The organism is Micromonospora musae (genome assembly GCF_003626635.1).
Lineage (GTDB): Bacteria > Actinomycetota > Actinomycetes > Mycobacteriales > Micromonosporaceae > Micromonospora > Micromonospora musae.
In genome coordinates this window covers 176,272-200,964 of record NZ_RAZT01000012.1, presented here as the reverse complement: position 1 = coordinate 200,964, position 24,693 = coordinate 176,272, and the positions used below count along the sequence as shown (strand labels likewise).

At 70.9% G+C, this 24,693-nt stretch carries 17 protein-coding genes; 9 read left to right on the top strand and 8 right to left on the bottom strand.

What is annotated here, in order from left to right:
* Positions 1–170: 170 nt before the first annotated feature.
* A complete protein-coding gene (locus D7044_RS23780) occupies positions 171–1,508 on the bottom strand; it encodes a glycoside hydrolase family protein (protein WP_199716742.1) in 1,338 nt (445 codons plus the stop codon).
* Positions 1,509–1,974: 466 nt separating this feature from the next.
* Between D7044_RS23780 and D7044_RS23775 the strand changes: the two genes are divergently transcribed.
* The 7 genes from D7044_RS23775 to D7044_RS23745 all read left to right on the top strand — a co-directional run bounded on the left by D7044_RS23775 (position 1,975) and on the right by D7044_RS23745 (position 9,422).
* Positions 1,975–3,021: a LacI family DNA-binding transcriptional regulator gene (locus tag D7044_RS23775; RefSeq protein WP_120690245.1), complete on the top strand. Its 1,047-nt coding sequence runs from the start codon at positions 1,975–1,977 to the stop codon at positions 3,019–3,021.
* A gap of 38 nt (positions 3,022–3,059) precedes the next feature.
* Positions 3,060–4,655: an FAD-dependent oxidoreductase gene (locus D7044_RS23770; RefSeq protein WP_120690278.1), complete on the top strand. Its 1,596-nt coding sequence runs from the start codon at positions 3,060–3,062 to the stop codon at positions 4,653–4,655.
* 23 nt (positions 4,656–4,678) lie between these two features.
* Complete coding sequence (locus tag D7044_RS23765) at positions 4,679–5,959, top strand: ABC transporter substrate-binding protein (protein ID WP_233563413.1); 1,281 nt, start codon at positions 4,679–4,681, stop codon at positions 5,957–5,959.
* Positions 5,960–5,971: 12 nt separating this feature from the next.
* Positions 5,972–6,922 carry a carbohydrate ABC transporter permease gene (locus D7044_RS23760; RefSeq protein WP_120681927.1) on the top strand — a complete coding sequence of 317 codons (951 nt, stop codon included), beginning with the start codon at positions 5,972–5,974 and terminating at the stop codon, positions 6,920–6,922.
* On the top strand, positions 6,912–7,754 hold the full coding sequence (locus D7044_RS23755; RefSeq protein WP_120681925.1) for a carbohydrate ABC transporter permease: 843 nt from the start codon (positions 6,912–6,914) through the stop codon (positions 7,752–7,754). Before D7044_RS23760 ends, D7044_RS23755 begins: the two co-directional genes overlap by 11 nt.
* Positions 7,751–8,653: an ROK family protein gene (locus D7044_RS23750; RefSeq protein WP_120690244.1), complete on the top strand. Its 903-nt coding sequence runs from the start codon at positions 7,751–7,753 to the stop codon at positions 8,651–8,653. Before D7044_RS23755 ends, D7044_RS23750 begins: the two co-directional genes overlap by 4 nt.
* Before the next feature lie 73 nt (positions 8,654–8,726).
* Positions 8,727–9,422, top strand: coding sequence for an N-acetylmannosamine-6-phosphate 2-epimerase (locus tag D7044_RS23745; RefSeq protein ID WP_120681921.1), 696 nt, complete (start codon positions 8,727–8,729; stop codon positions 9,420–9,422).
* 90 nt (positions 9,423–9,512) lie between these two features.
* On the opposite strand, the gene D7044_RS23740 is transcribed toward D7044_RS23745, so the two are convergent.
* Together D7044_RS23740 and D7044_RS23735 are read right to left on the bottom strand one after the other, a co-directional pair.
* Positions 9,513–9,971, bottom strand: a complete 459-nt coding sequence (locus D7044_RS23740) for an SRPBCC family protein (protein ID WP_120681919.1) — start codon at positions 9,969–9,971, stop codon at positions 9,513–9,515.
* Positions 9,968–10,327 carry an ArsR/SmtB family transcription factor gene (locus D7044_RS23735; RefSeq protein ID WP_120681917.1) on the bottom strand — a complete coding sequence of 120 codons (360 nt, stop codon included), beginning with the start codon at positions 10,325–10,327 and terminating at the stop codon, positions 9,968–9,970. Before D7044_RS23735 ends, D7044_RS23740 begins: the two co-directional genes overlap by 4 nt.
* A gap of 182 nt (positions 10,328–10,509) precedes the next feature.
* Between D7044_RS23735 and D7044_RS32470 the strand changes: the two genes are divergently transcribed.
* The gene (locus D7044_RS32470) at positions 10,510–10,938 is read left to right on the top strand and encodes a hypothetical protein (RefSeq protein ID WP_158609393.1); all 429 of its coding nucleotides are present in this window, start codon (positions 10,510–10,512) and stop codon (positions 10,936–10,938) included.
* A 61-nt stretch (positions 10,939–10,999) separates the two neighbouring features.
* Here the strand turns inward: D7044_RS32470 and D7044_RS23725 are convergent, their stop codons facing one another.
* The 4 genes from D7044_RS23725 to D7044_RS23710 form a co-directional block, all read right to left on the bottom strand.
* Positions 11,000–14,980, bottom strand: a complete 3,981-nt coding sequence (locus tag D7044_RS23725) for a ThuA domain-containing protein (protein WP_120681913.1) — start codon at positions 14,978–14,980, stop codon at positions 11,000–11,002.
* A gap of 101 nt (positions 14,981–15,081) precedes the next feature.
* Positions 15,082–16,287, bottom strand: a complete 1,206-nt coding sequence (locus tag D7044_RS23720) for a multicopper oxidase domain-containing protein (protein ID WP_199716741.1) — start codon at positions 16,285–16,287, stop codon at positions 15,082–15,084.
* Positions 16,284–17,240 carry a sugar phosphate isomerase/epimerase family protein gene (locus tag D7044_RS23715; RefSeq protein ID WP_120681911.1) on the bottom strand — a complete coding sequence of 319 codons (957 nt, stop codon included), beginning with the start codon at positions 17,238–17,240 and terminating at the stop codon, positions 16,284–16,286. Before D7044_RS23715 ends, D7044_RS23720 begins: the two co-directional genes overlap by 4 nt.
* A 16-nt stretch (positions 17,241–17,256) precedes the next feature.
* Positions 17,257–20,376, bottom strand: a complete 3,120-nt coding sequence (locus D7044_RS23710; protein WP_120690243.1) for an OmpL47-type beta-barrel domain-containing protein — start codon at positions 20,374–20,376, stop codon at positions 17,257–17,259.
* Between the two features lie 838 nt (positions 20,377–21,214).
* Between D7044_RS23710 and D7044_RS23705 the strand changes: the two genes are divergently transcribed.
* A complete protein-coding gene (locus tag D7044_RS23705; RefSeq protein WP_120690242.1) occupies positions 21,215–22,333 on the top strand; it encodes a DUF4185 domain-containing protein in 1,119 nt (372 codons plus the stop codon).
* Between the two features lie 231 nt (positions 22,334–22,564).
* Here D7044_RS23705 and htpG read toward each other — a convergent pair whose 3' ends face one another.
* Positions 22,565–24,478 (bottom strand): molecular chaperone HtpG, encoded by a 1,914-nt coding sequence (gene htpG / locus D7044_RS23700; RefSeq protein WP_267900772.1) that lies wholly within the window; start codon positions 24,476–24,478, stop codon positions 22,565–22,567.
* Between the last annotated feature and the right edge of the window lie 215 nt (positions 24,479–24,693).

The following is a 24,693-nucleotide window of genomic DNA, read 5'->3' as shown; positions in this document are numbered from 1 at the left end:
TCCCAGGTGGTCGGACATGAACGCAGCGCGCATCTCGGTTTCCTCTCGATCGGTAGCGGTTGCCCGCCCAGTCGAACAGCAGCGACGTGGGCGGGCAACCGAAATAGCCATCAAGGCGGGCGGCCGTCGTCGGCCGCCCGCCCCGATGTGGATCAGGCGTGGGTCAGGGCTCAGTGCCCCCGGTCGTGCGGCACGGTGACGGTCACCGTGCAGCCGGCCGGCCGGCCGATCTCGTCGTGCCCGGCGTACGTCAGCGTGTAGACCCGGTCCCCGCCGTTGCCGGCCCGCTCCGCGCGGAGCCGACCGGTGGTGTCCGGGGCGCCGGTGGTGAAGCCGTGCACGTCCGTGGGGTCGCCGCCGGTCACGCCGGTCAGCGTGAAGGCGTTCGGGCCGAGCACCCCGTCGGGAAGGTCGACGCGTACGGCGACGTCGACCAGCTTGTGGTTCGGCGGCCAGAGCACCGGCCGGTCGACGGTGCAGTCCAGCTGCCGGGTGGGCAGCGGCTCGGGCAGGGTGGCGACGGCGTGCCCGATGGTCGCGGTGAGCCGACCGCCCGCCTCGTAGTACATGTGCGCGCTGCGGCCGTCGAAGTAGAAGGTCGGCGCGGCGGAGCGGCCCAGATCCGGGGCGGCCGTCATCGAGTCGTGCACGACGCCGAGGTGGAGCTCCTGGTCGAAGTTCTCCCCCACGTCGACGGCGTGCATGTTGCCGTCGGCGGCGTGGTAGATCACCAGGTTGCGGCCCTGCCAGCGCAGGAAGAAGGGGCCGGAGGCGTTCGCGCCCTCGTCACCCTGCGGGGTGACCAGCGGCTCGGGCTGGATGGTCCATGTGCGGGCGTCCGGGGAGACCGCCCAGCGGATCCGCCGGGCCACCGGGCCGGTGGGCCCGGGCGGCGCGGCGGTCGGGTTGTCCATGAAGACCATCAGGTAACGGCTGCCGAGCCGGGGCACCGCCTGCTCGAACACCCGGGCGTACGAGGTCTCACCGCCGGTGCTGGCGTCCCGGCTCACCGCCGTGCCGCCGTAGTCGAAGTGGATGCCGTCCGTGGAGGTGGCGTACCGGGTGATCGAGTTCTCGCCGTGGAAGTAGAGGAAGAGCTTGCCCTCGCCCTCGATCCAGACGGCGTGCGGTGAGGAGACGTGGCTGACCGTCGGGTAGTGCGGCAGCCAGGTGTTGCCGATCAGCGGGTTCGCCGCGTACTCGGTCCACGGGCCGTCGATCGAGTCGGCGTACGCCAGGGCGATGCCGCCGGGCCGCTCGTGCGGGGCGTAGTACAGGTAGTAGGTGCCGAGCGGGTTCGGGAAGTAGTCGGCGGCGCGGATGACGCTCGGGAAGATGAACTCGCCGGTGGGGTTGTAGGTCAGCTCGGCCTTGTCGAAGGCGGTGCCCACGTAGTCGAAGTGCGGGAAGTCGAGCGTGGGGGCGTCGGCGGCGGCGGGGGTGCCGGCGACGGCGGCGATCAGCAGGCCGGCGCCGAGCGCGGCGGCCGTACGGCGGGTTCTCGTCATGCCTCTTCCTCTTCTCGGGACGGGATCGGAGGCCGGCCGGTGCGGACGGCCGGACGTGGCGAGCCTGCGGCGACCCGAGGGCACGGGTCGTCGCCGGACGGGCACTGTGGACGGTCCGGGGGTTCCCGACCCACGAGGACCGGGACGGGAGTGACGCTCAGTCAGATTGATGCGGTGGGGGTGTGCCGGGGCGGGTGCCACCTCGACGTGCTAATACGTATTAGCGATCATGTTTCTCGAATGTTGCTCGCCACCGGCCGCGCCTGTCAAGAGGGGCGGTCGAATCCGCCGGCAACCGGTCGCTGATCGGCCGCTCAGTCGGTCACGATTCGGCTAATACGCATTACTCCTGCGGGTTCATCTCCCGGAAATCTGCCGCCACCCTCTTGACACCCGGCGGGCCGGGCGGCCAGAGTCCTCCCTACACCGAGCGCTAATGCGTATTAGCGCCGCCGGAAGGACTCCCGTGACCGCAACCCCCCGCCGCGTCACTCAACGTGACATCGCCCGGATGGCCGGCGTCAGCCAGGCAACGGTCTCCCTCGTGCTGAACAACCGGGCCGATGCCGACGTGCGGATCGCCCCGGAGACCCGGGACCGGGTGCTGCGCGTGATCGCCGAGACCGGCTACGCGGCCGACCCGGTCGCCCGCCGGCTCGCCTCCCGCTTCAACCGGATCATCGGCGTGTTCACCTACGAGCCGGCCTTCCCCAGCGGCAGCCGGGACTTCTTCCACCCGTTCCTGCTCGGCATCGAGGAGTACGCCGAACGGGTCGGCTGCGACCTGCTCCTGTTCACCAGCGCACCCGTGATCGACGGCCGACGGCGCATCTTCCACCAGGACAACCGGCTGCGCCTGGCCGACGGCTGCCTCCTGCTCGGCCGCGAGATCGACGCCGACGAGCTGCACCGGCTCAACCGCGACGGCTACCCGTACGTGGCGGTCGGCCGGCGCGACGACGCCGGCGGCCCGGTGCCGTACGTCGGCGCCGACTACGCCACCGCCGTCGGCCGGCTCGCCGAGCTGGCCATCGCCCGCGGGCACCGGCGGATGACCTACCTCAGCATGGGCATCGACGCCGAGTCCTCCGAGGACCGCCGGCGCGGATACCTGGCGACCGCGTCCGCCGCGGAGAGCGCCCGGCACCGCCCGGCCACCGCAGCGGACGCCGAAGCCGTCCTCGACGACCTGCTCGCCGACGGCAGCACGGTCGCCTTCGTCGAGGACTTCGCCACCGCGGTGGCGCTCGAACGAGCCGCGCGGCGGCGCGGGCTCTCGGTGCCCGGCGACCTGTCGCTGCTGACCCTGGGCGACCCGACCGTCCCCGTCCCCACCGAGCTGGCCTTCACCGGGTTCCGCATCCCCCGCGAGGAGATGGGCCGGCAGGCGGTCGAGGTGCTCACCCGGGTCATCGACGGTAGCGCCAGCGGTGTCCAGCAGCGACTGCTGCCCTGTGAGCTCGTCGAGGGCGCCACCCTCGGCGCCCCTGAACCGGCGGTCGACCGCCCGTGAGCGGCGACCGCGCAACCGGAAGGAAGCAAGTGGTACAGATGCGTGCGGACGTCCTCGTCGTGGGTGGCGGGCTGGGCGGCGTCGCGGCGGCTCTCGCGGCGGCCCGCGCCGGCCGGTCGGTCATCCTGACCGAGGAGTTCGACTGGCTCGGCGGGCAGCTCACCAGCCAGGCCGTACCCCCGGACGAGCACTCCTGGATCGAGCAGTTCGGCGCCACCGCCAGCTACCGGGCGCTGCGCAACGGGATCCGGGACTACTACCGTCGGCACTACCCGCTCACCGAACAGTCCCGCGCCTGGACCGACCTGAACCCCGGCGCCGGCTGGGTCAGCCGGCTCTGCCACGAACCCCGCGTCGCCGTCGCCGTGCTGGAGGGCATGCTCGCGCCCTACCGGGGCGCCGGCCGGCTCACCGTGCTCCAGCCGTACCGGCCGGTCGCGGTGGCGACCGACGGCGACCGGGTGGTCGGTGTCACCGTGGCGCATCGTGACCGCGACGAGCAGATCGACCTCACCGCGCCGTACGTGCTGGACGCCACCGAGGCCGGCGACCTGCTGCCGCTCTCCGGCACCGAGTACGTGACCGGCTTCGAGTCCCAGGCGCAGACCGGCGAGCCGAACGCGCCCGCCGAGGCGCAGCCGATGAACATGCAGGCCGTCTCGGTCTGCTTCGCCATCGACCACGTCGACGGCGACCACACCATCGACCGCCCGGCCGGCTACGACTTCTGGCGCGACTACAAGCCCGACTTCTGGGGCGACCGGCTGCTCTCCTGGCGCTCCCCCCACCCGCGCACCCTGGAGATCGTCGAACGCAGCTTCACCCCCAACCCGGACGACGACCCGCTCGCGGTCAACGCCGACCAGCGCCTCAATCCCGGCGACGGCAACCTGTGGACGTTCCGGCGCATCGCCGCCCGGCGCAACTTCACCAGCGGGGCGTACGGCAGCGACATCACCCTCGTGAACTGGCCCATGATCGACTACTTCGAGGGCCCGGTCATCGACGTGCCGAACGCGTCCTGGCACCTGGCCAAGGCGCGCGAGCTCTCCCTCTCGGTCCTGTACTGGCTGCAGACCGAGGCGCCCCGACCGGACGGCGGGACCGGCTTCCCGGGGCTGCGCCTGCGCGGCGACGTGACCGGCAGCCGGAACGGCCTGGCTCAGGCGCCGTACATCCGTGAGGCGCGGCGCATCCGCGCCGAGTACACGGTGGCCGAGCAGGACCTGTCCCTCGCCGTACGCGGTGAGCGCGGCGCGGTGCACTACCCGGACTCGGTCGGCGTCGGCATGTACCGCATCGACCTGCACCCGTCCACCGGCGGAGACAACTACATCGACGTCGGCTCCTGCCCGTTCGAGATCCCGCTCGGCGCGCTCATCCCGCAGCGGGTGGAGAACCTGCTGCCGGCCGGCAAGAACATCGGCACCACGCACATCACCAACGGCAGCTACCGGCTGCACCCGGTCGAGTGGAACGTCGGCGAGGTAGCCGGCCTGCTCGCCGACTTCTGTCTGGCACGGGGCGAGTCCCCGCGCGCGGTCCGCAGCACCCCCCGCCTGCTGGCCGACTTCCAGGACCGCATCTCGGCGGCCGGCGTGGAGCTGCGCTGGCCGACGATCGCGGGCTACTGACAACCCCCGGTGAGGAGATGATCGTGAAAACAGGAAAGGGACTGCGGTTCGCCGCGGCGGCCCTGGCCGGCGTGCTGGCGCTCTCCGCCTGCGGCGGCGGTGACGAGGGCTCCGACGGCCCGGCCGACCTCCGGATGACGGTCTGGTCGGCCAACGAGGCGCACCTGAAGCTGCTCAACGAGATCGCCGACGAGTACCGCAAGAACCACCCGGACGTCAGCGCCATCACCTTCGACCCGCTGCCGTTCGAGAACTACACCACCACGCTGACCACCCAGATCGCCGGTGGCAACGCCCCCGACATGGCGTGGATCTTCGAGAACTCCGCCCCGGACTTCGTCTCCTCGGGTGCGCTGCTGCCGCTGGACGACACCCTCAAGAAGGCCGAGGGTTACCAGTACGACGACATCTCCCCGGCCACCCTCAAGCTCTGGCAGGACGGCGGGAAGCTCTACGCGTACCCCTTCTCCACCTCGCCGTTCGGCGTCTTCGTCAACACCGACCTGCTGAAGCAGGCCGGGCAGAAGACCCCGGCCGAGCTGATCGCCGCCGGCCAGTGGACGTGGGACGCGGCGCTCGCCGCCGCCGGCGCCACCCAGCGGACGACCGGCAAGGCCGGCCTGGTCATCCGCGACTTCGACTACAAGGGCTGGGACAACCTCTCCACCTTCTGGACGGGTTGGGGCGCCCAGGCGTGGAGCGAGGACGGCAAGTCCTGCGGCTTCGCCGCGCCCGAGATGGTCGACGCGATGACCGCCCTGCACAAGGCGATCTTCACCGACAAGGCGCTGCCCGGCCCGGGGACCACTGCCGACTTCTTCGCCGGGGACGCGGCGATGACGGTCACCCAGATCTCCCGCGCCTCGCTGCTGAAGGACGACGGCTTCGCCTGGGACCTGGCTCCGCTGCCGGCCGGCCCGAAGGGCGACTACGCCGTGGTCGGGCAGGCCGGCATCGGCGTGCTGAAGAAGAGCAAGCACGCGGACGCCGCCGCCGACTTCCTCGCCTTCCTCACCAACCCCACCAACTCCGAGAAGCTCGCCCAGTTCTTCCCCCCGCCGCGGCAGTCGCAGCTCACCGCGGAGACGCTGGCGAAGACGAACCCGAAGCTCAAGCCGGAGCAGCTGCAGAAGGTGGTCATCGACGGCATCACCAGCGGCGTGGTGAAGCCCAACCACGCCGGGCAGGCCGAGCTGAGCCAGCAGGTCCGCGCCGGTCTCGACCCGCTGTGGAAGCCGGACGCGGACGTGAAGGCCGTCCTGGACGGCGTCTGCGCCAAGATCCAGCCGCTGCTGGCGAAGTAGGGCAGCCGGACCATGTCCCAGACGGACATCCGGGTGGGCGGGGCGCCGGCCCCGCCCACCCCGGGCCAGGCGTCGCGCCCGTGGTGGACCAGCCGCCGCCGCGACCAGCTCGCCGGTTACCTCTTCATCGCCCCGCAGCTGCTCGGCAGCCTGCTCTTCGTCTTCCTACCGCTGGGGCTGGTCGTCTGGTACAGCCTGCACGAGTGGAACGTGCTCGCCGGCACCTTCGACTTCGTGGGCGCCGACAACTACACGGCGCTGGCCGATGATCCCAACCTCGGGTCGGTGCTGCGGGCCACCGGGCTCTTCTCCGTCGGCCTCGTGGTGTTCAACCTCGCCCTGGCGCTGCTGCTCGCCGTCCTGCTCAACCAGAAGCTGCGCGGCACCATCGTCTTCCGCACCATCTTCTTCTCCCCCGTGGTCGTCTCGCTGGTCGCCTGGACGATCGTCTGGGGCTTCCTGCTGCAGGACAACGGCGGCGTCAACGGCCTGCTCGACACCATCGGCGTGGACGGGCCGAACTGGCTGCGCGGCGAGGGCAGCGCCATGCTCTCCGTGATCGTCGTGCAGGTGTTCAAGAACGTCGGCCTGAACATGGTGCTGTTCCTGGCCGCCCTGCAGGGCGTACCCGCCGAGCTGTACGAGGCCGCCGAGGTCGACGGCGCCAGCCGGATGCGCCAGTTCTGGCGGATCACCGTGCCGTTGATCAGCCCGACGATCCTGCTCACCTCGATCATCACCGTGGTCGGCTCGTTGCAGGTCTTCGCCCAGATCGCGGTGCTCACCCAGGGCGGGCCGGGCACCTCCACCACCGTGCTCGTCTACTACCTGTACCAGCAGGCGTTCCAGTTCCATCACTTCGGCTACGGCGCGACCCTGTCGATCCTGCTCTTCGGCATCGTCCTCGCGCTCACCGTGCTGCAGTGGCAGATGCGCAAGAGGTGGGTCTTCCATGAGTCGTGACCTGTCGCGCCGCACCAAGCTGGTGCTCTACGGAGTGCTGCTGGTGCTGGCGATCCCGTTCGTCTTCCCCACCTGGTGGATGGTCACCTCGTCGCTGAAGCCGGTGGCGGACATCTTCGCCTTCCCGCCGCAGCTGCTGCCGGTGCATCCGCAGCTCGACGCGTACCAGCGGGTCTTCGAGCTCCAGCCGTTCGGCCGGCAGTACCTGAACAGCCTCTACATCGCCCTGGTGGTCACCGTCGGCACGCTCGCGGTGTCGGCGCTCTCCGGGTACGCGTTCGCCCGGATCCGGTTCCGCGGCCAGAACGTGCTCTTCCTGGTCGTCCTCGCCGGTCTGCTCATCCCGAGCGAGGTCACGATCGTTCCGCTGTTCCAGATGTTCTTCAAGCTCGGCCTGATCGACACCCACTGGCCGCTCATCCTGGTGCCGATCCTCGGCGCCCCGAGCGTGCTGGCGACGTTCATCATGCGGCAGTTCTTCATCAGCCTCCCCGGTGAGCTGGAGGAGGCCGCCCGGGTCGACGGGCTCGGCCGCTTCGCCACGTTCTGGAAGGTGGCCCTGCCGCTGTCCCGGCCTGCCCTGGGCGCGGTCGGGATCTTCACCTTCCTGCACAGCTGGAACCTCTACCTGGAGCCGATCGTGTTCCTCTCCACGCCGGAGAAGTTCACCCTGCCCCAGGCGCTCACTCAGTTCGTCGACGCGTACGGCGGCCCGATGTGGAACGTGCAGCTGGCCGCGGCGTCACTGACCGCGCTGCCGGTCCTCGTGGTCTTCGTCATCGCCCAGAAGCAGTTCGTGGAGGGCCTCGCGCACACCGGCCTGAAGGGATGACCGGCCCGGCCGTGGTGGGCCTGGACATCGGCGGCACCAAGACGGTGGCCGTCCTGGTCGACCGGGACGGCACGGTGCAGGACCGGCGGCGGGCGAGCACCCCCGCGCGCTCCGGGCCCCGCGCGGTGCTGGACACGGCCGCGCGGCTCGCCGCCGACCTGCTGCCCGCGGCGGGCGGCGGACCGGTGGGCGTGGGCACGGCGGGCACCGTCGACCCGACGACCGGCGTCATCCGGTACGCCACCGACAGCCTGCCGGGCTGGACCGGCACCCCGGTCGCCGATGCGCTGGCCGAACGGCTCGGCCGGCGGGTACGGGTCGGCAACGACGTGCACGCCGCCGCGCTCGGCGAGTGCTGGTCCGGCGCCGGCCGGGGCGACGGGCACCTGCTGCTCGTCGCGGTCGGCACCGGGCTGGGCGGGGCGATGGTCCGGGCGGGCCGGCTCGACGCCGGCGCCCGCGGTGCGGCCGGCGCGGTGGGGCACCTACCGGTGCCGGGCGCCGAGGGGCTGCGCTGCGGCTGCGGCCGGTACGGGCACCTGGAGGCGATCGCCTCCGGCACCGGGCTGGCCGCCGCGTACGCCGCGCGGACCGGGGAGCGTTGCACCGGACGGCAGGTGACCGAGCGGGCCGCGTCGGGTGACCCGGCGGCGCGGGCGGTGCTCGATCGGGCCGGCGAGGCGCTCGGCGCGGCAATCGCCGGGCTGGTGGCCCTGCTCGACCCGGTGACGGTGCTACTGGGCGGCGGGGCCGCCGAGTCCCTGCTGCCCGCCGCGACCGCCGCCTACGCCGCCGAGCTGCCGCCGGCCTGGGCCGACGTGCCGCTGCGCCTCGCCGCCCTCGGCGAGGACGCGGTCGCCGTCGGCGCCGCCCGGCTGGCCTTGGCGGAGCAGCCGTGACGGCGGCGGCTCTCGAATCCAACCGACCGGCGGCCCGCCCGTCCCGGACGACGCGAAGAGGAGACCCAGACCGGTGAGCGTGCTCGACGACCTGGCCGGCGGGCTGGTGGTGTCCTGCCAGCCCCTGCCCGACGATCCCGACGACCCGATGCGGGACCCGTACGTGCAGGCGCGGGTGGCAGCCGCCGTGGTCCGGGGCGGCGCGGTGGCGGTGCGCGCCAACGGTCCCGCCGACGTACGCGCCATCCGCGCCGCCGTGGACGTGCCTCTGATCGGCCTCTACAAGCACGGTGCCGCCGACGTCTTCATCACCCCGACGGCCGAGCACGCCGTCGAGGTGGCGCTCGCCGGTGCCGCGATCGTCGCGGTGGACGCCACCGACCGGCCCCGCCCCGACGGACGTACCTTCGCCGACACCGTCCGCGCGCTGCGGGAGCAGACCGGCGCCCTGGTCCTCGCCGACGTGTCGACGCTGGCGGAGGGCGTGGCCGCGGTCGAGGCGGGCGCCGACGCGGTCGCCACCACGCTCTCCGGGTACACGGCGGCGAGCGCGGACGCGGAGCGCCCGGACCTGGCGCTGGTCGCCGCGCTCGCGGCCGGCGTGCCGGTGCCGGTCTTCGCCGAGGGGCGCTACCGGGACGGCGAGCAGGTCGGGCGCGCCTTCGCGGCCGGCGCCCACGCCGTGGTGGTCGGCAACGCGCTCACCTCCCCGCTCTGGCTCACCCGCCGGCTGGTCTCGGCGCTCCGGCCCGGTCCGGGGAACCGCTGACCCTGGGGTGCCCGAGGAGGCGCCGGTGCACAAGCTCCGGCACCTCCTCGGCTCTCCCGGCCGGCGGTACGAGCCGGCGCGGGAGCGCCGTCAGCCGGCCGTTCCGGTCGTCTCCAGCTCGGCGGTGAGGGCGTCGAGCTGGGTCGCCGTGCCCTGTTCACGCCAGGCCGGCTGCTCGTGACCGTCCAGGTAGGTGCCCTGCTCGGTGAGGACCAGTCGGGTGCCGTCGCCGTCGGGCACGAACTCGACGGTGGTGATGGAGAGGGTCGACAGAGTGCCGTCGAAGGAGAGCGCGGAGCTGCACACGATCCGTTCGTCGGCGACGATGTCCTGGTACTGCGTGTCGTAGGTCAACGCCCGGCCGTCGTGCTGGCCGAGCACCCGCTCCCGACCGCCGACCCGGAAGTCGAGATCGTGCTCGGCGTGCTGGCCGGCGAACCAGCGGGCCTTCACCTTCGGATCCGCCCAGGCCGAGAAGACGGCGGCGGGCGGTACGGCGTAGTGGCGCTCCAGGGTGAAGGTCGAGTGGGCGGTTTCGGAGTGGCTCATGCTCGATCGTCTCCTTCTGCTGCGGGATCGCCGGATCGGTGCGCCAGGATGTCGTCGAGCCGGTCCAGGCGCTGCTCCCAGTTGGTGCGCTGGGCGCCGAGCCAGCTCTCGGCCGCGCGCAGCGCCGCCGGCTCGACCCGGCAGGTGCGCACCCGGCCGGCCTTCTCGGAGATCACCAGGCCGCTGCTCTCGAGCACCTGGAGGTGCTGAAGCACGGCCGGCAGCGACATCTCCAACGGGCGGGCCAGTTCGCTCACCGAGGCGGGCCCGCGGACCAGCCGCTCGACGATGCCGCGTCGGGTCGGATCGGCGAGGGCGTGGAACACCAGGTCCAGCGATCCCTGATGGTTAGGCACATCCTTAACTTTCCACGTCGAGCGCCAATAGTCAAGGACTTGCTTAACCATCACCGCGGCGCACCGCATCCGGCGTTTGTCCGCCCAGGTCGCGGGAAGACCCGGCCGACCACACCGACGGGACCTCTCCTGGCCGATCACCGGTGGCAGGGGATTCGGGGCAGACCTGAGGAGGAGCGAGGATGACCGCAGGCAGGACTTCCGTCCCGCCGGGGAGCCGCCCGACCGGGGCCCGCAAGGCCACCGGCGCGAAGAAGGCGCCGATGAACCGCAAGGCGGCGGCGAAGAAGGCCACCGCCGCCACGAAACGGGCGACCGGCGCGAGCGCGGCCAAGTCACCCGGCGCGAAGCCCACGACGACCACGGCCCGAGTCGCACGGAAGAAGAGCACCTCCGCCACCACGGCGACGCCCACCCGCCGGCCGACGGCGAAGGCGGCCACCGCGAAGAACGCGCCACCGAAGAAGGCGCCGGCCACCCGGGCCGCCGCGAAGAAGGCGGCGAAGAAGGCGCCGGCCCGGACCCGGACCACGTCCGCCACCCGGGCGCCGGCGAAGAAGGCCACCACCATGGAGTCGTTCGGCAACCGGCGCACGGCCCGCAAGGCCTGACCGCCGACGCAGCAGTGCCGGGTACGGAGGGTGGGTCCTCCGTACCCGGCACGCTTTGGGGTTACAGCTCGCGGACCCTCACGTCACGGAACTCGATCAGGTCGTTGGTGCCGTGGTTCTGCAATCCGACGAACCCGCTCAGGAACTGCCGCAGGTCCGTGGGCGGGTCACCCGCGCGCGACGAGTTCTTGCCCGGGGTGTTGTCGAACTCGTTGATCACCACGCCGTTGCGGATGATCGTGTAGTGCTGGCCGACGACCCGGACCTCGTAGTCGTTCCACTGGCCCTTCGGGGTCACCCGCGCCTGGTCCAGCGTGTTCGGGTCGAAGTTGTAGATCGAACCGGTCTTCTGCGGCTCACCGGTCGGTCCGTCGTAGATCTGGATCTCGTGGCCGCAGAAGATCGCCACCCACGCCGGTGAGCCCGCGGCCGAGCCGGTCCGGCCGCACTCCGGCCGCTCGTCGACCGGTTGGCGCGGGTCCGGGAAGCGGGTGAAGACGCCGGTGTTGGCGTACGTGCCGGCCGGCGACACGTCCCGGAACTTCATCCGGACGGAGAAGTCACCGAACTCCTTGCCCGCGTACCAGAGCATGCCCAGCCCGCCCGAGCTGCGGATCGAGCCGTCACTGCGCAGCGAGAACGATCCGCTGGGCGCCTGCCGCCAGTCGACGAGGGACTGCGCGGACCCGTCGAAGATGGTCTGGTAGCCGGCGGTGGTGCCGACCTCCGACCGCTGGGCCGCCCGGTTCAACCGGTTCGCGTCCTGCTTGTCGATCTCACCGTCGGCACGCAGCTGCGCGACGACGTCCTCGACGTGACCGACGAACTGGGCGTGGTTGGCCCAGTTGCGCTCATCGTCGATGAGGTCGTTGACGGTGCACCCGCCGCCGACCGCGTAGTTGGGCACTCCGGTGTCGGTGTCGAGCATCCGTACGGTCGACCGGCCGTCAGGCGCGACGCAGCCGACGCTGACCGGCAGCACCGACATCGCCACCTCGCCGTTGGCGTAGGTCACCTTGAGGGTGGCCTGGTAGCTGCCGTAGTCGGCGTACCGGTGGGTGGGGTTGGCCGCCCGAGACACCGGGCTGCCGTCGCCGAAGTTCCACTCCCAGGCCACGCCGCCGACCTTGGCGCCGGAGAACTGGACGTTCTTCGGGTCGCTCTGCGCCACGGCCCGCGCGCCGGCGTCACTCGGGTTCGGCGTCGCCGGACCGCCGGTGTAGGCGATCCGGATCAGCTTCTGGTTCGAGTGCAGGCTGAAGAAGCCGCCCGCGTAGTCGAGCATGTACAGGGCACCGTCCGGGCCGAACTTCGCGTCCATCCAGGACTGGAGCTGGGTACCACCGCTGCCCGAGCGGATGATGGAGCGCAGGTCCTCGGCGAACGCCGGCGGGCCGTGGCTGTCGACCTTGCTCTTGTCGACGGTCACCGCGATGCGGTTGCTGGCGTTCGACTGGTCACCGATGAACCACTTGTCGTCCCAGTACTCCGGCCACGCCACCCCGCTGGTGGTGTCGACGTTCTCCCGCTGGTAGGTCGGGCCGTCCATGATGGCCTGACCGCCGCCCTTGAGGTACGGCTCGGTGAAGGTCTCGTCACCCGGCTCGTACGTCGGCAGGCCGCTGCCGTCGGTGCGCTCCGGGAAGACCGGACCGCCACCCTGCGGCGAGTACCAGATCATGTTGTCCTGCACCGGCGGGAGGTTGACCAGACCGGTGTTGCGCGGCGACTCGTTCTTCGGGGCGTCGCAGTCGTACCAGCCGGTCAGCACGGTCGCGTCGGTGTTGCTGCGGTCCCGGTACGGCTGCCGGTTACCCATGCAGTACGGCCAGCCATGGTTGCCCGCGGACTTGATGATCGTGGCCGTCTCGTACTTGGCCGGGCCGAGCTCCGGGTTCGGGCCACCGGCGTCCGGGCCGACCCACGCGGCCGTCAGCCAGTCGTTGACCGGGTCCCAGGCGATCCGGGCGATGTTGCGCACGCCCATCACGTAGATCTCCGGACGGGTCTTGCCGCCGCCCTCCTCCTGGCCGGTGAAGAGGTTGCCCTTCGGGATGGTGTACGTGCCGTCCGCCTCGGGGTGGATCCGAATGATCTTGCCGTTGAGGTCGTTGGTGTTACCGGCCGTACGGCGCGCGTCCTGGAACGAGACACCCTTGTAGTCCTGGGTCCAGTTGTTGCCGGAGTAGCCGTCCGAGCCACCCGACGAGTTGCTGTCACCGGAGCCGATGTAGAGGTTGCCGGACTCGTCGAAGGTCATGCCGCCACCGGCGTGGCAGCAGCTGTGGATCTGCGTGTCCCAGCTCAGCAGGTCCTTGCGGGTCGCCTGGTCGATCGTCTGGTTCGCGGCGTCGTAGGTGAACCGCGAGACGGTCCGCTTGCCGATGCGCAGGTCACGGTCGATCGACTCGTGCGGCATCCAGTAGACGTAGATCCAGCCGTTCTGCGCGAACTTCGGATCCAGCGTGATGCCGACGAGGCCTTCCTCGTTCTTGACCAGCTCACTGCCGCTGCCCCGGTTGCCCATCACACGGAGGGTGGTGAGCAGCTTGACCTGCTTGGTCTTCGGGTCCCACTGGTGGATCGTGCCGCAGCCGAGACCCACGTTGGGGTCGTCCCAGTTGGCGATCGGCCCGGTGGCGCAGGCCGCCTTGCCGATGTAGAAGACCTTGCCGTCCGGGTCGATGGTCAACCCGTGCGGTTCACCGATCTGGTCGAGCTGACCGGGCTGGTTCGTGGCGGTGAGCCGCTCGATGCGGTAGTTCGAGGCGATGGTCGCCTGGCAGTCGCCGCGCACCATGCCGGCCGCCCACTTGATGGCCCCGGCCAGGTGGCTCTGGAACTGCGTGTCGTCGGTCCAGCTGGCCGCGGTGCGGCCCATGCCGGTGTAAAACGACCGGCCCCCGTCGTAGTCCTGGCACCAGGAGATCGGGTGGAACGCGCCGTTGCCGCTCAGGCCGGGGTTGTAGGTGCCCTCCTCGACCTGGGCGACGGTGTGCACCCGACCGATCGGGTTGGAGTCCCAGTTGATCCACTGGTCGGACCGCTTCGCGGTCAGCGGCGTCCCCTTGTTGGCCGGGTGCTGGCGGTCGGTGAAGTCGACCACCGCCTCCTGCACCTGGGTGTCCGGGGTCGGCCCGGCGTCCGGGCCGATGAGCCACAGCTCGGCGAGCTGGATCAGCGGCTCGCCGCTGTTCGCGGTGATGTTGAGCCGGTAGTGCTGGTAGGCGGTGGTGTTGGTGAAGCTGTACTGCTTGGTCTGGAACCGCTGCGGGAAGGTCTCGTCGGTGCGGGTGTCCAGGTCGGTCCAGCTGGTGCCGTCCTGGGAGCCCTGCAGGGTCCAGTTCTTCGGGTCGCGGCCGGGGAAGTCGTTCGCCGAGGTCAGCGCATACCGGCTGACCACCACCGGCGCGGCGAGCTTCGCCGAGAGCCAGCCGGTCGTCGTCCGGGCCAGCCACTTGGTGCTGGTCGACCCGTCGATGGCCATCGCCGCGGTCTCGTTCGGCGGGTTGTCCCCGCTGGCGGCGGCCGAGACGGGCTTCTCGGCGTTGGGCAGGCCGGCCGCCGGACGGGCGCCGACCAGCCCGGTGAACCAGGAGGAGTCCGGCTGGGCGCGCACCGCGTCGTGCACGCCGACGAAGCCGCCGCCGCCCTTCACGTACGCCTGGAAGGCCGCTTCCTGGGCGTCGCTGAGCGTCACACCGTTCGCGGAGAGGAAGACCACGCCCCGGTAGCGGGCCAGGTTGTCGACGTTGAACACGTTGGGGTCGGTGGAGACGTCGACGGCGAAGTCGTTCTGCCGACCCAGCTTCTTGATCGCGGTGGCGGCCCGGCCGACCGGGTCGTCCTGCTCGGCGGCCGGGCCATGGAAGACCAGCACCCGCACCGAGGCGGCGGCTGCGGCGTCGGCGGCGGCGGGAGCGCGGGTGGGCGCCGCGCTCGCGGGCACGCTCAGCATGCCGAGCGCGAGCACCGCACCGCTGGCCAGGGCACCGAGCCGGCGGGGTACGCCGGTGCGGTGCCAGAGGCGTCTGTGAGCCATCTCGACTCCTTCTCAGGTTTGAGGCGGACCTGCGTTGACGGGGTTCGGGGCGTGGGGGTGGCCGCCGGAGCGGTTCGGCGGCCACCCCACGCCGTCGGCGATCACTTGTGCTGGTGCACTCCGGCGCCGCTGCCCGCCGGGGCCGCGCCGCTGCTGGTCGCGCTGTGCTCGTGGCCGCCGCCGGGCGGCATGTTGCCGTTCTCGTCCAGGACGTGCATGGTCGTGTACATCCCGGCGTCCGAGTGGAACTGCATGTGGCAGTGGATCATCCAGTGGCCCGGACCGACCGAGTCCCCGGCGATGATCTGCACACCGAACGAGTCACCCGGCCCGACCGTCTTGTTGTCGATGGTCTGCACCTGGTCGGTCTCGGCGTTGGTGCCGGTCAACACCCCGGTCCGGGTGTCCGCCCACGAGTGCCCGTGGATGTGGAAGGTGTGCATGTCGTTGCCGATGCCCACCACGATGAACTCGACCCGCTCCCCCTTCTTGGCGACGATGCAGGTCGGGCCGGGCACCGGGTTCACCGGATCACAGGTGTCGGCGGCAGCACCCCGGCGCAGGTTGATGCTCTGCTGGTCCCCGAAGACGGACATGTAGGTCCGGTCCGGCTTCGGATCCCCCACCCGCCGTACGACCAGGCCGCCGAAGAGCCCGGAGCCGATGCCCTTGGTGCCGTGCGGGCCACCCACCACGTGGTCGTGGTACCACCAGTAGCCGGCCGTGCCCGGGGTCCCGGCGGTACGGTCGCGCTTCTTGGCGTACCAGGTGTAGGTGCGCGACTGGCCGGGCGGGACGTACGAGAAGCTCTGCGCCGTGCCGTCGGAGAGCTGCGTGTACTTCACGCCGTGCACGTGCAGCGAGACACCGAGCGGATGGGTCGGGTCGGTGCGCAGCTGCTCCAGGGTCGCGGCGGGCACCTGGTTGTGCAGGGTGACGGCGAGGCACTCCCCCTCGATCATCTCCATGGTGGGGCCCGGGTAGGAGGCCGTCTGCGGGGTGAGGCCGTAGCCGAGCCGGATCTGGTTGCCGTCGCGGGGCAGCTCTACCGCGTAGAGCGTGACGGTACGGTCCGGCTGGTTGCAGCCCTCGGGGCGTTCCGGCAGGAGCGCGGCGGCCCCGCCCGCGACGGCGAACCCGCCCGCGCCGACGAGGCTCAGCACCACGATCGCGGCGACCACCAGCATCCGGCGGGTGGTGGAGCCGGAGCGGGCCGGCGGCGTGTCCGGTGTGGCCCCGGACTCCGCCTTCGGCCCGGGTTCCGGTGCCGGACCGCCGTCGGTGAGCCGCCAGGCGGAGGCGGTCACTTGGTCCCCCGCAGGTTGCGCATCCGCCGGTAGCTGCGTGCGGCGGCGCCGAGCGAGCCGGGCGGGTTCGGCTGGGCGTTGGGCGCGCTGTCCTGCTCCCAGAGGTACTCGAACCGGCCCCGGTGCTTGAGCTCACCGAAGAACTCGGTGAACGGGATGACGCCGGCGCCGAACTCCACGTCGAGGTAGGAGTTGCCCTGCTGCGGGTCGGGCAGTGGGACGCCGTCCTTGACGTGGAACATCGGGAACCGTTCGGGGTGGGCGTTGACGTAGTCGACCGGCCGGAAGCCGGGGTACTTGCGCGCGCCGCCGTACGCCCACAGGATGTCCAACTCCAGGTACACGAACCGCGGGTCGGTGAGCTCCAGGAACAGGTCGTAGAGCCGGACGTCCGGTCGGTCCGTGGCGAAGCTGAACTCGATGGTGTGGTTGTGCTGGTAGAGCTTCAGCCCGCGAGCGGTCGCGGCGGCCCCCCACGTGTTGAACTCCTCCGCCGCCTTCTGGTAGCCGGCGATGGTGCGGTCGCCGGTGGGCGCCTCGGCCGTGCCGATGTTCGGCATGCCGAGCGTCTCGGCGATGTCGAGCTCCTGCTCCAGGTTCCGGCGGAAGTCGCCGAGACCGCGGTGGCTGCCGACCGCCTTGAGCCCGTTGACGTCGAGCAACTGGCGGATCTGCTGCGGGGTGATGGTGCCGACGTTGCCCTGGGTGTAGCCGGCGAACTCGACCTCGCGGTAGCCGATCCGGGACAGCTCGTCGAAGACGTACGCGAATCCGAACTCGTTGATCTTGTCGCGGACGCTGTAGAGCTGGATGCCCATGTGCCCCTGGGGAATCAACCGGCCGGCCGCCGCGGCGACGGGGAGGGCGCCGGTGAGGCTGGCCGCGCCGACCGCGACGGTCGTGCCGGCGAGACCACGTAGCAGGGCCCGACGGTCGATCTTCTGCTTTGCCATTGGTGGTTCCCTTCGCTCAGTTACCGGCGGCGGCCGGCGTCAACGGGGCGATCCGGACGTTGCGGAAGCTGATGACGTCGCCCTCGCCGTGGTTCTGCAGGCCGATGTATCCGCTGGCGCTCTGCCGTCCGGCGCCGCCCGGGTCGTCGGATCGCGGCGGGCTGAAGACGGCGTCCGGGGTGTTGACGTACTCGTTGATCAGCTCGCCGTTGCGGAAGATGGACCAGTGCTGGCCGACCACCCGGATCTCGTAGTCGTTCCAGGTGCCCTTGGGCGTGACCCGCGAACCGGAGAGGTCGACCTGGTCGAAGCCGTACACCGAGCCGGACTTGTACTGGTCGCCGTCGGGCCGGTCGTAGATCTGCAGCTCGTGGCCGTACTTGATGGCCACCCACTCCGGCCGGGACTCGTCCGGGTGGTCGTGGACCTGCGGGAAGCGGGCGAAGACCCCGCTGTTGGCGCGACCGTCGCCCGGGGCGTCGTCCCGCCACTGCAGCTTCAGCGAGAAGTCCCCGTACGCCTGCTCCGGGAACCAGAGCATGCCCATGCCCGGGACGGCCTTGCTGGTGATCGATCCGTCGGCGTTACGGAGGAAGCCGCCTCCACCGACGTGCTCCCACCTGTTGAACGACGCCTTGCTGGAGTCGAGCAGCGGCTGGTACCCGCTGCGGGCCTCCGGCTTGCCGACGCCCGAGTTGCGGGCGGCCTCGATGAGCTGGGTGCGCTGCTTCTTGGTGAGCACCTCGAGGTGGCCCAGGTGCTCGGCGACCACCTTGACGTGCGCGACGAACTCGGCGTGGTCGATCCAGGTCCGCTGCCCCTCGAAGAGGTTGTTGATCGTGCACTCGCCGTAGACCGGCTTGTTGGGTACGCCGCTGTCGAGCGTGCCGAACCACACCGTCGCCCGGGTGTCGGGCACCAGGCAGTTCGCACCCGAGCCGTTCCCGATCACGGTGAAGGTGAGCGAGCCGGTGCCGGAGGTGTTGCCGACCTTGTCGGTGGCCCGGAAGCTGAGCGTGTAGTCGCCCGGCTGGTCGATGGTGACCGGGCGGGTGTAGCGCTGGTACTCGTCGCCGTCGAGGGCGTACTCGATCCGGTCGACGCCGGTGCCGCTGTCGAAGGCGAAGAGCGTCACGCTGGCGCTGCCGAGGTAGGCGCCGTCACCGTCGACCTGGCCGGTGATCGACGCGGTCACGGTCGGTGCCGTGATGTCGTCCGACGGGGGTGCGACCACCGTGAAGGAGACCGTCTTCACCGCCGAGGTGTTGCCCGCCTTGTCGGTGGCCCGGTAGTTGACCGCGTGCGCGCCGGGCTGGTTCACCGTCACCGGCGCCGAGTAGACGGCGTAGGGCTGCCCGTCGAGCGAGTACTCGATCCGGTCCACGCCCGACCCGGTGTCGGTCGCCGTCACCACGACCGTGGCGCTGCTGACGAACGCGCCCTCGGCGTTCTTCTGACCGTGCAGCACGGCCGAGGTGGTCGGGGCGGTGGTGTCCTGCGGCGGGGGCGCGACCACGGTGAACGACACCGCTTGCACCGCCGAGGTGTTGCCGGCCTTGTCGGTCGCCCGGTAGTTGACGGTGTGCTGACCCACCGTGTTGACGCTCACCGGCGCGGAGTAGACGGCGTAGGCGCCGCCGTCGAGCGAGTACTCGATCTTGTCGACCCCGGACTCGGTGTCGGTGGCCGACACGGTCACCGTGGCGTTGCCGACGTACGCGCCCTCGGCGTTCTGCTGACCCGCCACGGAGGCGGTCGCGGTGGGGGCGGTGGTGTCGTCCGGCTCGGACTCGGCGATGGTGAAGGACTCGCTCTTCACCTCCGAGGTGTTGCCCGCCTTGTCGGTGGCCCGGTAGTTGACCGCGTGCGCGCCGGGCTGGTTCACCGTCACCGGCGCCGAGTAGACGGCGTAGGGCTGCCCGTCGAGCGAGTACTCGATCCGGTCCACGCCCGACTCGGCGTCGGTCGCCGACAGCATCACCATGACGCTGCCCACGTACGCGCCGTCGCCGTTCTGCTCGCCGTGCAGCATGGCGGCCGTGGTCGGCGCGGTGGTGTCCTCGACCTGGGGCGGCACCACGGTGAACGACACCGACTGCGGCGTCGAGGTGTTACCGGCCTTGTCGGTCGCGCGGTAGTTGACGGTGTGCTGACCCACGGCGTTGACGCTCACCGGCGCGGAGTAGACGGCGTAGGCGCCGCCGTCGAGCGAGTACTCGATCTTGTCGACCCCGGACTCGGTGTCGGTGGCCGACACGGTCACCGTGGCGTTACCCACGTACGCGCCCTCGTCGTCCTGCTGACCGGTCACCGACGCGGTCGCGGTGGGGGCGGTGGTGTCGTCGGACTGGGGCTCGGCCACGGTGAACGACTCGGTCTTCACCTCCGAGGTGTTGCCCGCCTTGTCGGTGGCCCGGTAGCTGACCGTGTGCGCACCCGGCTGGCTCACCGTCACCGGCGCCGAGTAGACGCCGTAGGGGCCGCCGTCCAGCGAGTACTCGACCTTGTCGACGCCCGAGCCGCTGTCGGTCGCCGACAGGTTCACGGTGGCGCTGCCGACGTACTCCCCGTTGTCGTTCTGCTCGCCGGTCACCTCGGCGGTCACGGTCGGCGCCGTGGTGTCGGAGCCTCCGCCGGAGACGACCAGGAGCCCGGTCATGCTGCCGTGGCCGGGGATCGCGCAGAAGTACCGGTAGGTGCCCGGGGAGAGCGTCACGTCCACGCTCCACCGGCCACCGTTGGCGTCGTTCGGGTCGGCCAGGATGTTCACGTCGACGTCGGTGTTGTACGCCGGGTTGCCGGTGTCGAACGTCAGGGTGTGCTGCATGCCGGTGGTGTTGCCGGTCGCGGCGCTGTTCTCGAAGACGAGCGTCGCCGGGCCGGCCACCGCGGTGGTGGGCGCGGAGCGGTAGGCCAGGAAGTCGTCGCCGGCGGTCCAGGTGAGCACCTGGGCCTGCAGCTGGCGGGGCTGGGCCGCCGCCGGAGCGGTCGGCGGTTCCGTGTCGACCGGTTTCGCGCTCGCCGGCACCGCCACGACTCCCGCGGTCAGCCAGACGAGAGCGGCCGTGGCAACGGCCGCGATCGATCTCCGGAGCCGGCCCGCCCGGAGCCGGCCAGGGGGTGAGTAGCCTTTCATCGATGCCTCTCTCCCAGGTCCGAGGCGCGCATCCCCGGGGCCAGGCATCCCCCGTGAATGTCAGCTCACCTCTTGTCCAGATATGTCGCCGTTCGGCGGTACCGTGGGCCCCCTCCTTGGCCGCACGGAATCCCCGGCCGTGGCGGCGCCACGGTCGTCCTGTGTGAGGTTGGAGCTCGCCCGTCGAGGGCGGGCGAGCCGGATCACCCGAGTCACCGGGCAGCGTTCAGCGTGGAGCCGAACGGGTGGTCGGGCCGCCTCGGAGCTCACGAGGCGGGCATCGGGAGCGAATCGGTTACGCCCTCGGCACTTCGCAGCGCCGGGTCGCAGGGCGCACGCCGACCCGGGGTGTCGTCCCTGGCCGGGCCGGTGACCGCCGGACGTGCTGCGCCGCCTGGGGTCACCGTTCGAGATTCACCGCGCGGCCGGTTCATCTCGCTGAAACATATCGATGGATCCCGACAGTACTAACTTGGCCCGAACGTGTCCAGAGCTTTCGTTGCCCCCGGCTCGACTTTCCTACAAACCAACGAAAGTCACCGACGCGCTGCCCGGCGTGAGCAGCACAGGTGTCGCGAAAGTCCTAAGAGGACAGCGGAGAAAGTCCGAGTCCGACCCGCTCGACCAGCGAAGACGGGCCGCCTCGGGACGCCTGCGGCGCCGGCGCGGGCCACCCGCGACAGGTCCGCCCGCGGCCCACCCGCCATTCCCGGCGACCGACCCGACGGGGAGGGGTATTGACATGCCTCGACGGTCAGGACTTGACTTCGGGGGTACGTCACCCCGTCCGGGCAACGGCCGTCACCGCCGCCCGGCCGTGCGAAACGAGAGGACAGACATGACGTTGAACCGTCGGTCCTTCCTCATCAGGACGGGCACGGTCGGCGCGGCCGCCGCCGTCGCCCCGGCGCTCGCCCTCTCCTCCGAGGCCCACGCCGCCACCTGGAAGAAGCGCCTCACCGGCGCCGACCTCGACACCAACGGCCGGTGGCAGGTCGCCGGCACCGACCTCGGCATCCCCTACGTGCTGGAGAACGGCTCCATCGGCTACCTCTTCGGCGACACCTTCAACACCCCGTGGCCGGAGGGCCCCCCGCTGCCCAACGACTGGCGGTCACCGGTGATGCTGCGCTCCGCCGTCCACCCGGGAGCGGCCGGCGGAGTGGTCTTCGACAGCGCGGCCCGGGTCGCCGGCAACGGCCGCGCCCCGGAGCTGATGCACAACGGCCACAACGGCATCGGGATCGACGGCCTCTGGGAGGTCACCGTCATCCCCAACGACGGGATCAGCTTCCCGGAGACCGGCCGGCAGCTCATCTCGTACATGAGCATCGAGAACTGGAACTCCGCCGGCCCCGCCGGCCCGCACTGGCGGTCGCGCTACGCCGGCCTGGCCTACAGCGACAACGGCAACGACTTCGTCCGTACGCCGCTGAAGTGGTGGAACAACGCCGGCAACAGCGACCCGTTCCAGATGTGGACGATGCAGCGCGACGGCGACTGGGTCTACGTCTTCTCCGTACGCGCCGGTCGGCAGGACGGCCCGATGATGCTGCGCCGAGTCCGCTGGGACCGCCTCTTCTATCCCGAGTCGTACGAGGGGTGGGGGTGGAACGGCAGCAACTGGGGCTGGGGCCGCCCGTGCACCCCCATCCTGACCGGCCGGTTCGGCGAACCCTCCGTACGCCGGCTCACCGACGGCACCTGGGTGATGTCGTACCTCAACTGCGCCAACGGCTGCATCGTCACCCGTACCGCCACCGGGCCGGATCAGGTCTGGAGCGGCGAGAAGGTCCAGGTCACCTCCTGGCAGGAGCCCGGCCTCTACGGCGGCTTCGTCCACCCCTGGTCCAGCCGGCAGCCCAACGACCTGCACCTGATGGTGTCGAAGTGGACCCGGACGCCCGACGGTCGCAGCACCGCCTACCACATGAGCCAGTTCACCGGCTCGATCTAGGGTCTGTTTCATAAGACCGTGCCCGGCTGCGCCGGCCCCAGGCGACGACCGGCCGCGTTGGAGGTTCGTCCGGATACAACACCGGTATCCGGACGAACCTCCGCCTTGCCGGACCGCCGCCTGGGCCTCGGCTCGCTCGGGCGAGCCTTATGAAACAGACCCTAGTCACGACTTCCACCGCCGGCCGGCGGGACACCCACGCGGGGGCGCCGCCGACCGGCCGCGGACGGCTCAGACGGTGCGGGAGAGCCGCTCGGCGAGGAGCCGGGTGAAGCGGGACGGATCGGCCAGCTCACCGCCCTCGGCGAGCAGCGCCATCCCGTACAACAGCTCGGCGGTCTCCCGCAGCTCCGCCTGGTCACCGCCCTGCTCGTGCGCCTTGCGCAGCCCCGCGACCAGCGGGTGCCCCGGGTTCAGTTCGAGGATCCGCTTGACCGAGGGCACCTCGTGCCCCATCGCCCGGTACATCTTCTCCAGCGTCGGGGTGAGGTCGTGCGCGTCGCCGACGACGCAGGCCGGCGAGGTGGTCAGCCGGGAGGAGAGCCGCACCTCCTTCACGTCCTCGGCGAGCACGCCGCTCATCCAGGCGACCAGCTCGGCGTGGTCCTTGCGCTGCTGCTCCCGCTCCGCCTCGGCCTGCTCGCGCTCGTCGTCGGTGTCCAGGTCGACGTCGCCCTTGGCGATCGAGCGCAGCGGCTTGCCGTCGTACTCGCCGACCCGCTCCACCCACACCTCGTCGACCGGGTCGGTAAGCAGCAGCACCTCGAGGCCCCGCGCGCGGAACGCCTCCATGTGCGGCGAGTTCTCCAGCATGGCCCGGGACTCGCCGGTGGCGTACCAGATCTCGCCCTGGCCGTCCTTCATCCGGTCGACGTAACCCCGCAGGTCGGTCGGCTCGGCCGGGTCCTGGGTGGAGGCGGCGCTGACCAGCTCCAGGAGCGTGTCCCGGTTCTCCGTGTCGTCGATGAGCCCTTCCTTGACGACCGCGCCGAACTCGCTCCAGAGCGTGCGGTACCGCTCGGCGTGATTGGCCTTCAGATCCTTCACCGTGGCGAGGATCTTCTTTACCAGGCGTCGCCGGACCACCTGGATCTGCCGGTCCTGCTGCAGGATCTCCCGGGAGATGTTCAGCGACAGGTCGTGCGCGTCCACCACGCCCTTGACGAAGCGCAGGTAGTTCGGCATCAACGCCTCGCAGTCGTCCATGATGAACACCCGCTTGACGTACAGCTGGACGCCGCGCCGCCCCTGCGGCGCGAAGAGATCCAGGGGCGCGTGCGCCGGGAGGAAGAGCAGCGCCTCGTACTCGAAGGTGCCCTCACCCTTCATGTGCACGATCTCCAGCGGATCCGCCCAGTCGTGCGCGACGTGCTTGTAGAACTCGTGGTACTCGGCCTGCTCGACCTCGTCACGGGAACGCGCCCAGAGCGCCTTCATCGAGTTGAGCGTCTGCTCCTCGCGCGTGGTCGCGCCCTCCTCGCCCGGCCGCTCGACGGTCATCCGGATGGGCCAGGCGATGAAGTCGGAGTAACGCTTGACGATCTCCCGGATCGTCCACTCGGCCGTGTAGTCGTGCAGGCTGTCCTCGGTGTCGGCCGGCTTGAGGTGCAGGGTGACCGAGGTGCCCTGCGGGGCCGTGTCGACCGACTCGATCGAGTAGCTGCCCTCGCCGGTGGACGACCAGCGCGTCCCGCCCGGCTCGCCGGCCTTGCGGGTGAGCAGCTCCACCGCGTCGGCGACCATGAACGCGGCGTAGAAGCCGACGCCGAACTGCCCGATGAGCTCCTGCGAGGCGTTGGCGTCGGCGGACTCCCGCAGCGTACGCAGCAGCTCGGCGGTGCCCGACTTGGCGATGGTGCCGATCACCGAGACCACCTCGTCGCGGGTCATCCCGACGCCGTTGTCCCGGACGGTCAGGGTGCGCGCGTCCCGGTCGACCTCGATTTCGATGTGCAGGTCGGAGGTGTCGACGTCGAGGTCCTTGTCGACCTGGGCGGCCAGCCGCAGCTTGTCCAGCGCGTCCGAGGCGTTCGAGATGAGCTCGCGGAGGAAGACGTCCTTGTTCGAGTAGATCGAGTGAACCATCAGCTGAAGCAGCTGACGCGCCTCGGCCTGGAACTCCAACGTCTCGACCTGGCTGGCCACGCCGTCTCCCTTCTGCCACACATCGGGTTTCGGGCACAGGATACGGACCGTCACCCGGCGTTCGAGCCGGTCCCCGTCCCACACCCACCCCGCGGACCCCACGGACGGCATCCGGCAGCGCCACGGACGCCGGCTCCGGCCTATTCCCGAACCCGGCGGGCTCCGGCGTGACCTAGCTGACTTTGCTTAACCTAAGTCAGCCTGGGTAACGTGGC

Excerpts from the sequence above, each read along its gene's own strand:
- D7044_RS23780 (WP_199716742.1), bottom strand. The coding sequence starts at position 1,508 with ATGACGAGAACCCGCCGTACGGCCGCCGCGCTCGGCGCCGGCCTGCTG.
- D7044_RS23770 (WP_120690278.1), top strand. The coding sequence starts at position 3,060 with ATGCGTGCGGACGTCCTCGTCGTGGGTGGCGGGCTGGGCGGCGTCGCG.
- D7044_RS32470 (WP_158609393.1), top strand. The coding sequence starts at position 10,510 with ATGACCGCAGGCAGGACTTCCGTCCCGCCGGGGAGCCGCCCGACCGGG.
- D7044_RS23760 (WP_120681927.1), top strand. The coding sequence starts at position 5,972 with ATGTCCCAGACGGACATCCGGGTGGGCGGGGCGCCGGCCCCGCCCACC.
- D7044_RS23750 (WP_120690244.1), top strand. The coding sequence starts at position 7,751 with ATGACCGGCCCGGCCGTGGTGGGCCTGGACATCGGCGGCACCAAGACG.
- D7044_RS23715 (WP_120681911.1), bottom strand. The coding sequence starts at position 17,240 with ATGGCAAAGCAGAAGATCGACCGTCGGGCCCTGCTACGTGGTCTCGCC.
- D7044_RS23710 (WP_120690243.1), bottom strand. The coding sequence starts at position 20,376 with ATGAAAGGCTACTCACCCCCTGGCCGGCTCCGGGCGGGCCGGCTCCGG.
- D7044_RS23740 (WP_120681919.1), bottom strand. The coding sequence starts at position 9,971 with ATGAGCCACTCCGAAACCGCCCACTCGACCTTCACCCTGGAGCGCCAC.
- D7044_RS23725 (WP_120681913.1), bottom strand. The coding sequence starts at position 14,980 with ATGGCTCACAGACGCCTCTGGCACCGCACCGGCGTACCCCGCCGGCTC.
- D7044_RS23705 (WP_120690242.1), top strand. The coding sequence starts at position 21,215 with ATGACGTTGAACCGTCGGTCCTTCCTCATCAGGACGGGCACGGTCGGC.
- D7044_RS23755 (WP_120681925.1), top strand. The coding sequence starts at position 6,912 with ATGAGTCGTGACCTGTCGCGCCGCACCAAGCTGGTGCTCTACGGAGTG.